A 13373-nucleotide genomic window follows, 5' to 3' on the forward strand; every position below is an offset into this window, starting at 1 on the left:
AGAAAAGAGATAGCTTTCGCTATCTCTTAAGCCCCTCCACTATTGACACGGAGCCGACATCCTTTTAAATATAAAAAACTATTGCAATAAAATGTAAGATAGAAGCTATTGAAATAAATATATGCCAGATTACATGGTTGTAGGGTATTTTTTTATTTGCATAAAAGTATGCTCCGATTGAATACATTAAACCACCGATAACAATTAGCCAGAGAAAAGCAGCACTAGAATTTTGAATGATTGAAGGCATAAATAGGATGGCTGTCCATCCCATAACTAGATAGATAGTTAGCGAAAGCTTTGGTAAACTTTTTATTGAAATAGATTTATATAAAATTCCTACTATTACCATTGCCCATTGAATAACAAGGATGATGATTCCCTGATATCCTTTAATTAAACACAGAGCAACTGGGGTATAACTTCCAGCGATTGCAAAATATATAAAGATATGATCAAGGATTCTGAATACCTGTTTATGAGGACTGTCATGATCCATAGCATGATATAGAGTTGAAACAAGAAACATTAAAAAAATGCAAATTGTAAAAACACTAACTCCAAAAGATTGGATAGGACCACCTTTAACATATGCATATACAGCACAAGCTGGGATTAGAAGTAACATGATAAATGCCATAATTCCATGAGTTATACAATTAAATAACTCTTCTTTAAAATATGGCGGAAAGATTCTTTTTATTTTTTTTGTAATTTTATTATTCACTTTTTCCAATTTTATCACCCAGTACATACTATAATATAAATTACTTTTAAATTCAAACAAAAATGATACGCTGCTGCGTATCATTCCATAAGCTTTTCATTTTGATGATTTTCTTTATAAACTTGAAAAGTTATTTTAGCACTTACTAATAGTGGCATAGCAATTACCATTCCCCAAATACCGAAGAGAGAAGAACCAGAGAGAATCCCAAAAAGTACCCACATTATACTCAAATCAATTCTAGATGAATAGATACGTGGAGTAATCACATATGACATAATCGTCGATTGAATGAAAATCAAAATAAATAAAATAACAATTGTAGTAGTTCCCATTCCTAACGAAGTAATTAATCCTAAACAATTCGCAACGATTGGGCCAACATATGGAATAATGGAGCTGGCTCCTGAAACAAACCCAAGAATTAACCAGTTAGGATGACCAATTGCTAGATACATCAGCATTGTTGTAATTGCTTGAGCGATTGCTCCAATAAAGAAAGCTTTAACATATTGTACTAAAGAAGAATCAATTTCACGTAAATAGATTGGCAATGTTTTATCAATACGATATGTAATATTACGAATATGACTACGGATATTTTTAAAATTACTAGACATATAAATTGCTAGAATGATGTAGATTAAAAAATTAGTGACATTGATCATAACTTGATTTAAAACATCTATAGTTGTATCTAAAACAACTGAATCTTTAAAGAAAGCATTGACAATATTCTGAATATGGCGCATTAAAGAAGAAATATCATAATTGAAATTTTCCTTAACAAACACACCAATTTCACCAAGTCCTGAGTAAAAAGCCGGGAACATTTCAGAGATACTTTCATAAATCATTGGTACAGCTAAAGAAATTAATAAAGTTAAAATAGCAAAAGCAGCTAAGTAGACCATTGTTACGGCAATGCTTCGTTTAGTAACATACTTTTCAATATAATTTATCAGTGGATTTAAAACAAAGGCAATTGTAAATCCGACAATAAATGGTTTAGAAACCAGCCAGATCGCTGATAACACCCCATACCATAAATCACCAGTGGCAATAATTAATAGTAATATTACTAAAACGATCATCACATTTAATAAAGTATGGGTGATTTTTTTTGATGAAATAATTTTAAATAATGCTTTTAGAAATTCCATTTTTACACCCCCATTACATATAAATATACCACAATTTACTAATAATATAAATTGAATTGAATTTCTATTTTAGAAAAATCAAAAATAGTTAAAATGTATAAAGTTTTATAATTTTCATCTAAAAAAAGCAATTGGATGTTATGATTAGAATATTATAATAGAGCAAATCTCTTGATAATTATCGATAATTTGGTCACAATGTGGTTATAATATAAATTGTGCTAGATTTTGATTGGAAAATAGTAAAAATTTTTGCTATAATTTATCATTTTATTTGTTTTTTGATAACTTATCTAGTAGAATTAGTAAGGATAGAAAGGGGCTTAATTATGTCAACTTTAAAAATAGAAAATTTGCATGTCAGTATTGGAGAAAAAGAAATCTTAAAAGGTATCGATCTTGTTGTTAATACTGGTGAAACCCATGCGATTATGGGGCCAAATGGTAATGGAAAATCAACATTATTATCAGTTATCATGGGGCATCCTAAATATATAGTTACTCAAGGTAGTATCTACATAGATGATCAAAATGTTTTAGAAATGAGTGTTGATGAAAGAAGTAGGGCAGGAATCTTTTTAGGAATGCAGTATCCTCAAGAAATTCCGGGTGTTACAACTTCAGATTTTTTAAGAGCTGCATTAAATGCACATCAAGAAAAACCAGTATCTTTATTTAAATTTGTAAAAGCACTGGATAAAAATATTGCTGATTTGAAAATGGATGAGAATTTAGCACATCGTTATCTAAATGAAGGCTTCTCTGGTGGAGAAAAGAAACGTAATGAGATTCTACAAATGAAATTATTACAACCTAAGTTTGCTCTATTAGATGAAATTGATTCAGGTTTGGACGTTGATGCGTTAAAAATAGTATCACAAGCAATTAACGCTATGAAATCAGATGATTTTGGATGTATTATGGTTTCTCACTATGAACGGTTGTTTGAATTGGTGCCACCAAGTCACGTTCATGTATTAGTTAATGGTAAAATTATTTTAAGTGGTGGAATTGAAGTAGTAGAAAAAATTGATCAAGAAGGCTATGACTGGGTAAAAGAATTAGGAGTTGAAATCGCTACTGATGAAAAGAAACCGATTTTACTTGAAAGTTGTGCCAATAAAGAAAGAATGAAAGCTAAATAATGAAACAGTTAAAAGAGATTAAAAATTATTTAGTATTTCATAATGGTACAATTGAATGTCACCCAGAAAATGTAGGAATTGCTATTAATGATGGTAAAATCGATGTTAAAGATGCTGCCTCATTACAAATTATTTATCTAATTGATCAAGAAGGAAAATATTGTTTTGACCTAAAGATTAAAGGACAACTGGAATTAATTGAGACTTATGATTTTAAAGTTCCAGCATCTTTAGTTAAAAACATTGAAGTATTGCAAAATAGTAATATTTTAAGATATAACGATAATCAAAGCAGTGTCAACGGGACTGTTGAAGTAACTGAAAATGTATCGGTTGAGCGTGATAGTAATGTAAGATGCGCTTATGTTGAGTTATCAGATTCAAGTATTGAAATGAATGTTAATCATGCTTTGAATGGTTCTAACGCTAATAGTACGGTGCGCTTAGCTTCATTAGCTAAAGGACAGGAAAAGAAGCATATGACATTTTCGTTAACGCATTTTGCACCACATACAACCGGGATTATGGATAATTATGGTGTTGTTAAGGATGCATCTAATTTAGTTATCGATGGGATTGGAACAATTAAACAAGGAAATCATCAATCTAGCAGTCATCAAACAAATAAAATTATTGTTTTTGATGAGAAATGTAATGCCAAGGCAAATCCATATTTATATATTGATGAATATGATGTAAAAGCAAGTCATGGTGCTAGTGTCGGTAAGATTGATGAGGATCATTTGTATTATCTCCAATCTCGTGGTTTAAGTAAAAAAGATGCAATGCATTTAGTAACTTATGGATATTTTATTCCAGTCATGGAATTTATAGATAATGCTGATTTAAGAGAGATGTTTAACGAAACATTAAAAGAAAAGGTGGGGATTTAATGTTAGATGTAGAAAAAATTCGTCAGGATTTTCCCATGTTAAATGGTGCTACGATGCATGGTCAACCACTGATTTATTTTGATAATGGCGCTACAACTTTAAAGCCTCAGTGTGTAATTGATGCTGTATGTAATTATTTGACAAACTATTCGGGTAATGCACATCGTGGTGACTATGACTTATCGCATGATGTTGATACACAGTTCGAAAAGACACGTGATTTAGTTGCAAAATTAATAAATTGCGATCGAAAAGAAGTAGTTTATACATATGGTTCAACAGACGGGCTAAATATGATAGCATTTGGCTATGGGATGACGCATCTAGATGAAGGTGATGAAATACTTTTAACCGTTGCTGAGCATGCCTCAAATACTTTACCATGGTTTGAAGTCTGTGATACGGTGGGAAGTACGGTTAAATATATTGATTTAGATGATGAAGGACGTCTTACTGTTGCTAATGTTTTAAAAGCAATTAGTGATAAAACAAAAATTATTTCAATAGCTCAAGTTTCAAATGTTCTTGGATTTGATGGACCAATTAAAGAAATTTGTCAAATTGCTCATGAGCGCGGTATTATCGTTTGTGTTGATGGTGCGCAAAGTATTCCTCATGAAAAGGTTGACGTCCAAACATTAGATATTGATTTTCTAGTTTTTTCTGGACATAAAATGTGCGGACCAACTGGGGTGGGAATTCTTTATGGTAAATATGATTTATTACAAGAAACAAAACCAACTCGTTGGGGTGGTGGAAGCAATGCCCGATATAAGAGCTGTGGAAGGATTAAATTAAAAAATGCACCGGCTAAGTTTGAGGCTGGAACACCTAATATTGAGGGTGTCATTGGTTTAGGTGCCGCAATTGAATATTTAATAGAAATTGGGATGGACAATATTCGTGATTATGAATTAGAATTACGTCAATATGCGGTTAAAAAAATGTTAGAATTAGATAATTTGGAAGTTTATAATCCAAATGGTCATGGAGCGATTGCTTTTAATATCAAAGGTGTTTTTAGTCAGGACGGAGCTTCACTATTTAACACATATGGTATTGCAATAAGAGCTGGGCAACATTGTGCTAAGATTCTTGATGAATTTTTAGATGTTAGTCAAACTCTTAGAGCATCATTCTATTTCTATAATACATTTGAAGAAATTGACAGATTTATTGAGGTATGTAAGAAAGGAGATGACTTTTTAGATGCCTTCTTTGGATAGTATGATGTTACGACAAATAATTATGGATCACTATGAAAATCCACGTAATCATGGACTAGTAGATGATGATAATTATCAGTCAGTAAATATGGATTCAGAAACTTGTATTGACGATATTGATGTGCAAGCCTTAATTGAAGATGGTGTTATTAAAGATATCCGTTTTGATGGCGAAGCATGTGCAATTTGTACTGCTAGTACGTCAATTATGAGTGAATTATTGATTGGTAAAACAATTGATGAAGCTAATGTTATTATTGAAAATTACAATAATATGATTTATGAAAAGGATTATGACCCTGAAATTTTGGAAGAAGCAATTGCGTTTATGAATACTCATAAACAGGCTAATCGTATTAAGTGTGCTACTTTAGGATGGACAGGAATCAAACAGATCCTCGATAAAGAATAGGAGGAAACATATGGCAGATATAAAAAATGAAATTCCTGATCAGGAATATGCCTATGGTTTTAATGATGGTGATGTTTCAGTTTTCAAGACTCCTAAAGGAATAAATGAAGAAATTGTTACTGAAATATCAAAAATTAAGAATGAACCAGAATGGATGCTTGAATATCGTCTAAAATCTTATCGCTGCTTTATGGAAAAGCCTATGCCAACTTGGGGCGTTAATTTAGACCGTATTGATTTTGATGAATATACTTATTACGTTCGTCCTAGTGATAAACAAACGAATAAATGGGAAGAAGTACCTGAAACAATTAAACAAACATTTAATAAATTAGGTATTCCTGAAGCAGAACAAAAGTATTTATCGGGAGTTAGTACTCAGTATGAATCAGAAGTTGTTTATCATAACATGTTAAAGGAAGTTACTGAAAAAGGTGTTATTTTCCTAGATATCGATAGTGGTTTACGTGAGTACCCGGAAATATTTAGAAAATATTTTGATACTGTTATTCCTTATAATGACAATAAATTTTCAGCTTTAAATGGAGCTGTTTGGTCTGGGGGATCTTTTATTTATGTACCGCCAGGAGTGAAATTAGATAAGCCACTACAATCTTATTTCAGAATCAATTCTGAGCAAATGGCACAATTTGAAAGAACTTTAATCATTGTTGATAAAGGAGCGGATATCCACTATGTTGAAGGGTGTACTGCACCAAGTTATTCTCGTGATTCTCTTCATGCTGGGGTTGTTGAAATTATTGTGGGTGAAGGAGCAAAATGCCGTTATACAACGATTCAAAACTGGTCTAACAACATTTTGAATTTAGTAACTCAGCGAGCAAAAGTATTTAAAAATGGGTCAATGGAATGGGTCGATGGAAATATTGGTAGTGCTGTAACTATGAAGTATCCAACTTGTGTGTTGATGGAAGAGGGAGCAAAAGGTTCTTGTATTACTATTGCTGTAGCGGGTGAGAATCAGATTATGGATTCAGGTTCAAAGATGATTCACTTAGCGCCTAATACATCAAGTAGTATTGTTTCTAAATCAGTTTCTCGCCGCGGTGGAAAAGTCAATTACCGGGGAATGGTACAGCATGGTGCTAAAGCTTATAATTCAAAAAGCAAGGTTGAATGTGATACGTTGATTTTAGATGACATTTCAACTAGTGATACAGTTCCGGTTAATTGGATGCGAAATAATGATTCTATTATTGAGCATGAGGCGACTGTCTCAAAAATTTCTGAAGAACAGCTTTTCTATTTAATGTCTCGTGGTTTAACAAAAAAAGAAGCAATGGAAATGATTGTAATGGGGTTCATTGAGCCGTTTGCTCGCGAATTACCAATGGAATATGCTGTTGAACTAAATCAATTAATTAAATTGGATTTTGGGGATCAGGGTATTGGATAAAAAAGTATTACGGAAACAATTGATTCAAGCAAGATTAGATTTAGATAGCGAAACTTATGCATCTAAATCTAATTTTATTGTTTCTAAATTAAAACAGCAACCTGAATTTATTGAGGCAAGAGCAATTGGAATCTATGTTTCTTTTAGACATGAAGTAGAAACAATCAGTTTGATTAAGGAAATAATTAATAATAAAATTGTCTGTGTTCCAAAAATTAGTGGTAAACAGATGGATTTTTATCAAATTAATTCAATCAATGAATTAAAGACAAGTAATTTTGGAATTTTAGAACCTAATAATAGTCATCCTGTTACTAAAGATAATCTTGATTTACTAATTGTACCAATGGTTGGCTACGATCAAAGTGGTAATCGATTAGGTTATGGCGGTGGTTATTATGACCGCTATTTAAGTGATTATTGTGGTAATGTAATTGGCTTGGCATTTAGTTTCCAAGAAGTTGCAAATTTACCAGTAGAACCATTTGATTTGCCGATTAAAAAGATTATTAATGAAAAATAATCACGGTTTTGTTATAATGGGGAATATAAAGTAGGGTGAAATTATGTCAAGAGAGAAAACATTAGTTAAAAATACGTTAATTATGGCGTTGGGGACTTTTCTGCCTCGGATTATTAATTTATTGACTACGCCAATTATTACTAGTGCAACTACTGATGCGCAGTATGGGCAATTAGATTTAGTTACAACGACGATTCTTTCATTTATTGTACCTTTATGTACGTTGCAAATTGAACAGGCTCTATTTAGATTTCTTGTTGATGCTAAAAGTGAAAAAGAACAACGGCGTGTCATTACTAACGGATATGTAATGATTTTTGGACTTATGGTGATTGCTGCGATTATTTGTCTGTTTGTGCCAATCAGCATGTTTGAAGGCAGTTTTAAGCTATTGATTATTGGATATATATGGATTGAGATTATTGCAACAACTTCTAGGTTTGTTTTAAGGGCTTTTTCCAAATATAAAGAGTACTCTATTTTGGCGGCGTTAGTTGTAATAGTCAACTTTGTTGTTGTCTCAGTTTGTTTATTGTGGCTAAAGACAGGGTATATTGGGGTTTTAATAGCATTAGTAGCTGCTGATGTAGTCGGCTTTATTTATGTACTATGCGTATGTAATATTTTTAAATTTTTTAATTTTAAATATTTTAGTAGCGAATATGCTCTTAAAATGCTTGGCTATGCATTACCGTTTGTACCTAATATGGTATCATGGTATATTAATCAATTGTCTGATCGATGGATTATTTCAATTTTTCTAGGGGCAGGGCCAAATGGAGTTTATGCCTTGGCTAATAAAATACCTTCGATTGTTAATATCTTATATCCGGCCTTTAATTTAGCTTGGACAGATTCGGCAACAAGGAGTGTAAATGATCCTGATAGTGGCAGGTATTATAATAGGATGTTTCGGATGTTGTTTTGCATTGTCTCAGCAGGTTCAGTTTTATTAGTGGCTGGATCACCGATCATCTTTGGAATTTTATGCCGTAATAAAGAATTATATAGTGCTTTCGATTATACCCCAACCTTAATTTTAGCTACATATTTTTATTGCTTCTCACAATTTTTTGGAAGTATTTATGTAGCTGTTAAAAGTGCTAAAAATATGTCGGTAACAACGACTATTGCAGCTATAATCAATATTATCATCAATTTAGGTTTGATTAATATTATTGGAGTACAGGCAGCTGTTCTTTCAACATTGGCTGCGAATTTATTTTTAGCGGGATATCGGTTCTTTGATTTGAATCGGCGCTATGTACGTTTAAAAATAAATAAACGTCTAACAGTGTTGACAATCGTAATTTTTATAATTAGTATGTCTTTAGCATGGTCGGGAGATAAAATTTTATGGATATTAAATATTGTTATTGCGCTTGGCTACGCATACTTTATTTCTGGTGATATTTTTATTGGAATGTTTAAAGCTGTTTTAAAGAAACGTTAATAGTAATAATGTTAAGATTTAATTATTTAGCAAAGTAATTAAATTTTAACATTTTTTTTATGTCCTTTTTTGTATAGTTAATATTAATGAATTGGGTTACAGGAGGATAATATGGAAGCATATCAAAAATCGTTTAAAGAGGTCCAGCAAGCACTAGGAGTCAGTGATAATGGATTAAGTCAAAAAGATGTAATTAAGCGTCAAACACGATATGGAAGAAATGAAATTATTGGTGAAAAGCGTCAAAGTGTTTGGGGAATCTTATTTGATCAGTTTAAAGATTTATTAGTAATAATCTTGATTTGTGCGGGTATTATTTCAGCTATTAGCGGAGAATTTGAAAGTACATTGGTCATCTTGGTTGTAATTACTTTAAATGCATTGCTAGGAACATTTCAAACTGTAAAAGCACAGAAATCTTTGGATAGTTTAAAAAAATTATCTATGCCAAAAATAAAGGTGTTGCGTGAAGGTAAATTAGTTGAAATTAAATCAAACGAATTGACAGTAGGTGATTTGGTATTTATCCAGGCTGGAGATGTAATTGCTGGTGATGGACGCTTAAAAGAAGCGAATAATCTTCAAGTTAATGAAAGTGCATTGACAGGTGAGTCAAATAGTGTCGAAAAGCAGTTAGTTGCAATAAATCATCAATGTACTATTGGAGATATGACAAATATGGTTTTTTCAGGAAGCTTAGTTACAAATGGAACAGGGCAATATATTGTTACAAACATTGGAATGAAAACGCAGTTAGGAAAGATTGCTGAGATGTTGAATGCAACTAAACAGCGTCGTACGCCATTACAAAAGACGTTAGATGAATTTTCAGTAAAATTGTCAATTGGCATTATTTCAATCTGTATTATTGTTTTGTTTATGGATGTCTTTATCGCAAAAGAACAATTGCTCGATGCTTTGATGATTGCAGTAGCATTAGCTGTTGCAGCGATTCCTGAGGCATTAGGATCAATTGTGACTATTGTTTTGTCGATTTCAACTCAAAAAATGGCTAAAGAAAATGCAATTATTAAAAATTTAAATGCTGTGGAAAGCCTTGGTTGTGTTTCAGTGATATGTTCAGATAAAACAGGAACATTAACCCAAAATAAAATGACAGCAGTCGATATATATACAAATCGGATGTTAATACAAGCAAATCGTTTAAATCATCATGAATATTGTCATAATATCTTATTAAAGGCTTTTGTTCTATGTAATAATGCTACTATTTCTAAAGCACAGAGTATTGGTGATCCAACAGAGATTGCCTTACTGGAATTATATCAAGATTATAATTATAAAAACGCATATCGATTGCAGACTAAACGTCAACAGGAATTGCCGTTTGATTCCACCCGAAAGCTGATGAGTGTTACTTCAAAGAATCATCTATACACTAAAGGAGCCCCAGATGTTTTATTAAAACGATGTAATCGAATATTAATAGATGGATATAAAGAAATTTTTACTAATAAAGATAAGCAGCGTATTATGGAACAAAATGATGCTTTGGCGCGCCAGGGAAAGCGTGTATTAGGATTTGCGTATAAAGAGTTTTATCGTAATACATTAGAAAAAAGGGATGAAAATGATTTAGTTTTTGTTGGTCTAGTATCTTTAATTGATCCTCCTCGCATTGAAAGCGCTCAGGCGGTCAAAGATTGCATTTTAGCAGGGATTAAACCAATCATGATAACTGGTGACCATGTTGTAACTGCGTGCAGTATTGCAAAGAAAATTGGTATTTTTAAGCAAGGTGATAAATGTTTAGAGGGAACTCAGTTAGATAAACTTACTGATCAGCAATTGCGGAATTACTTGCCACATGTATCTGTTTATGCGCGAGTTGCACCAGAACATAAAATTAGAATTGTTCAAGCTTGGCAAGCACGTGGAGCAATTGTTGCAATGACCGGTGATGGTGTTAATGATGCTCCGGCTTTGAAACAAAGTGATATTGGGGTAGCGATGGGAATTACGGGGAGTGAAGTTTCTAAGGATGCAGCTAGTATGATTCTGACAGATGATAACTTTGCAACTATCGTTAAAGCAATCATTACTGGCCGAAATGTATATACAAATATTAAAAATTCAATTATCTATCTTTTATCTGGGAATTTATCCGCAATAATTTGTGTTTTAGTTACATCATTTGCAATTTTACCAACTCCTTTTTTGCCGGTTCATTTACTATTTATTAACTTAATTACAGACTCTTTACCGGCCATTGCGATTGGGATGGAAAAGGGGAGTGATGAAATTCTAAAGCAAAAGCCACGGGGATCGGGCGATTCATTACTTAATAAAGAGACAATTTTACAAGTGAGTTTTGAAGGGATAATAATTTGTATTTTCACAATGTTAGCTTATTTTATTGGTTTACGCAGTGATGAATTGACTGCTTCATCAATGGCATTTGGAACACTTTGTTTGGCGCGACTATTGCATGGATTTAACTGTCGAAGTAACTTGCCACTATATAAAATTCCTGTAAATTATTATAGTGTTGGAGCTTTTGTAATTGGAGTATCATTATTAACATGGATTCTAATTTCTCCTAATTTTCATTCACTTTTTTCAATTAGTGAACTATCACTAAAACAATTAGCAATAATTTTTGTTTCTGCAGCATTTCCAAGTATTATTATCCAAATATATAAGATGGTTTCTTCGAGGTATAATTAGAAACAAAACTAAATATAATATATTGGTGGTTTAATGAAAAAACGATATATATTTATTGTAATTACCATTATTTTAGCAATTGTTATTCAAGTTCTTAGTGTTAATATTACTCCTGCATTAAAGAAGATTGCAGACAAAGAAATAAATCGGTTTTGTCAGATGGTAATCAACAATACCCCTTTTCCAGTTACATTAGACCATCAGGAACTGATCAAGATCAATCGTAATGGTGATGAAATTGCGACAATTAATTTTAATACGAGTTATGCTTCAAGTATTGGAGCTAAAATGGTTAATAAATTAGATGAATTGTTTGTAGCGATTGAAGAAGGAACATATAAAAAAACAGATAATTCTTTTTATCAACGTCGATTTCAAAAGATGAGTGACGAAGGTGGGGTAATCGCTTCTATTCCCATTGGAGCATTAACACAAAATCCTTTCTTAGCAGGTGTTGGACCTAAAATAAAACTTAAATATGAAACTATATCTGCGATTACTTGCTCAGTCGAAAAAGATGTTAAAAGCTACGGTGTGAATCATGTTATGGTTTCTTTGAAATTGGTTATTAAAATTAAGATGATGGTATTATTACCATTTTATAACGAGGAGTTTAATAAAGACTATGACTATCCATTAGTGATGGAAATTATTGAAGGGGAGGTGCCTAATTGGTATCAGAATTAGAAATTTTACAACGTTTTTATCAGATCTATCTAGAACAAGAAAGTGATTTCTTTAGTTTTCAAGGTAATTTTTATTATTTATGCAAGGTTAATAATTTTACTAGTGACTATCCATACTATGTAAATGCATTAGGACTAAATGGTTTCATGGTTGTTAATAACTGTTTTAATCGTCCTATCTCAATGGACTATATATTGTATACTTATCAAATCGAAGATTATCATTTTGAAATGTTTTTACAATATTCTTTGCGACCTTTAGATATTCAGGTTGAAGTTTTAAAAATTAAAGAAAGCTGGTGTGCAATTCTTGATGAAGCAAAGTGCAAGATTGGTAACTATGCTTCAAGAATCAGTCATTTTGAACATTTTGTAGTGCTGTCATATTACTATCAAGGTCTTGGAGAAGCCGCAATTAGCGTGTTAAATGAAATTAAAGAAACTAAGCTAGTTGCGGGGATAGAACACTTTAATATGATCGATAACTATGAGATGCTTTGCTGTCCAGCTAATTTAGTCATAGCTTCAAGAGTCAAGGATTTAGCCAGTAGCTATAAAAATAATTTGATTTCAGTTGAACAGTTAGAACAGTACATTCAGATTAGCGCTCTAACAGTAGATGAAATAATTTATCTCTATTCACGATTATTGTTTCCAAGTGAATTTATGCAGCTGGCAATCAATGATGATTGTAATGATGCACAAATAAAAAAAACACTTTTGAATATGTATCAAAATATAGATAATCAAAAAGCGTCTTTAGTAATTGCGTGGCAAATGTTAAATAAATATACTCGTTTACCCAAAATTGCCTGGTTATAAAAGCCAGGTAATTTTTAATAAAATAAAAAACCCACACTTAGTGTGAGCAATTTACTAATGGAGCGGGTGATGGGAATCGAACCCACGTAGTCAGCTTGGAAGGCTGAAGTTCTACCATTGAACTACACCCGCAATTTTTATGCATTAATATGATAGCACTATTTTTAAATGGTGACCCGCAGGCGATTCGAACGCCTGACCCTCTGATTAAAAGTCAG

The 13373-nt window shown here is 32.1% G+C and carries 12 protein-coding genes and 1 tRNA gene; 10 read left to right on the forward strand and 3 right to left on the reverse strand.

Translation table 11 applies throughout. The features are described 5' to 3' along the window. Positions 1–64: 64 nt before the first annotated feature. Both trhA and KSU54_RS17310 read right to left on the reverse strand, forming a co-directional pair. Positions 65–811, reverse strand: coding sequence for a PAQR family membrane homeostasis protein TrhA (gene trhA, locus KSU54_RS17305; protein WP_003538041.1), 747 nt, complete (start codon positions 809–811; stop codon positions 65–67). After that, positions 808–1890: an AI-2E family transporter gene (locus KSU54_RS17310; protein WP_003538042.1), complete on the reverse strand. Its 1083-nt coding sequence runs from the start codon at positions 1888–1890 to the stop codon at positions 808–810. The genes trhA and KSU54_RS17310 overlap by 4 nt, the downstream gene beginning before the upstream one ends. Positions 1891–2219: 329 nt before the next feature. Between KSU54_RS17310 and sufC the strand changes: the two genes are divergently transcribed. The 10 genes from sufC (at position 2220) to KSU54_RS17360 (ending at position 13155) form a co-directional block, all read left to right on the forward strand. Continuing rightward, positions 2220–3035, forward strand: coding sequence for a Fe-S cluster assembly ATPase SufC (gene sufC, locus KSU54_RS17315; protein ID WP_008791891.1), 816 nt, complete (start codon positions 2220–2222; stop codon positions 3033–3035). Then, the gene (locus KSU54_RS17320) at positions 3035–3928 is read left to right on the forward strand and encodes a SufB/SufD family protein (RefSeq protein WP_008791890.1); all 894 of its coding nucleotides are present in this window, start codon (positions 3035–3037) and stop codon (positions 3926–3928) included. The genes sufC and KSU54_RS17320 overlap by 1 nt, the downstream gene beginning before the upstream one ends. Beyond that, positions 3928–5154, forward strand: a complete 1227-nt coding sequence (locus KSU54_RS17325; protein WP_008791889.1) for an aminotransferase class V-fold PLP-dependent enzyme — start codon at positions 3928–3930, stop codon at positions 5152–5154. The genes KSU54_RS17320 and KSU54_RS17325 overlap by 1 nt, the downstream gene beginning before the upstream one ends. Continuing rightward, positions 5138–5566 carry a Fe-S cluster assembly sulfur transfer protein SufU gene (gene sufU / locus KSU54_RS17330; protein WP_003538047.1) on the forward strand — a complete coding sequence of 143 codons (429 nt, stop codon included), beginning with the start codon at positions 5138–5140 and terminating at the stop codon, positions 5564–5566. The genes KSU54_RS17325 and sufU overlap by 17 nt, the downstream gene beginning before the upstream one ends. Before the next feature lie 10 nt (positions 5567–5576). Next, positions 5577–6983: a Fe-S cluster assembly protein SufB gene (sufB, locus tag KSU54_RS17335; protein WP_003538048.1), complete on the forward strand. Its 1407-nt coding sequence runs from the start codon at positions 5577–5579 to the stop codon at positions 6981–6983. Next, on the forward strand, positions 6976–7506 hold the full coding sequence (locus KSU54_RS17340) for a 5-formyltetrahydrofolate cyclo-ligase (RefSeq protein WP_003538049.1): 531 nt from the start codon (positions 6976–6978) through the stop codon (positions 7504–7506). Before sufB ends, KSU54_RS17340 begins: the two co-directional genes overlap by 8 nt. Before the next feature lie 43 nt (positions 7507–7549). Further along, positions 7550–8959, forward strand: coding sequence for a lipopolysaccharide biosynthesis protein (locus KSU54_RS17345; RefSeq protein ID WP_003538050.1), 1410 nt, complete (start codon positions 7550–7552; stop codon positions 8957–8959). Positions 8960–9070: 111 nt separating this feature from the next. Further along, positions 9071–11647 (forward strand): cation-translocating P-type ATPase, encoded by a 2577-nt coding sequence (locus KSU54_RS17350; RefSeq protein ID WP_003538051.1) that lies wholly within the window; start codon positions 9071–9073, stop codon positions 11645–11647. A 33-nt stretch (positions 11648–11680) separates the two neighbouring features. Beyond that, positions 11681–12334 (forward strand): sporulation protein YunB, encoded by a 654-nt coding sequence (locus KSU54_RS17355; protein ID WP_003538052.1) that lies wholly within the window; start codon positions 11681–11683, stop codon positions 12332–12334. Further along, on the forward strand, positions 12319–13155 hold the full coding sequence (locus KSU54_RS17360; RefSeq protein ID WP_008791888.1) for a hypothetical protein: 837 nt from the start codon (positions 12319–12321) through the stop codon (positions 13153–13155). The genes KSU54_RS17355 and KSU54_RS17360 overlap by 16 nt, the downstream gene beginning before the upstream one ends. Before the next feature lie 58 nt (positions 13156–13213). Here the strand turns inward: KSU54_RS17360 and KSU54_RS17365 are convergent. Further along, positions 13214–13287 (reverse strand) — tRNA-Gly (locus tag KSU54_RS17365). Positions 13288–13373: the final 86 nt, after the last annotated feature.

It is taken from the genome of Erysipelatoclostridium sp. MSK.23.31, from assembly GCF_019125875.1.
Classification (GTDB): Bacteria; Bacillota_I; Bacilli_A; order Erysipelotrichales; family Coprobacillaceae; genus Thomasclavelia; species Thomasclavelia ramosa.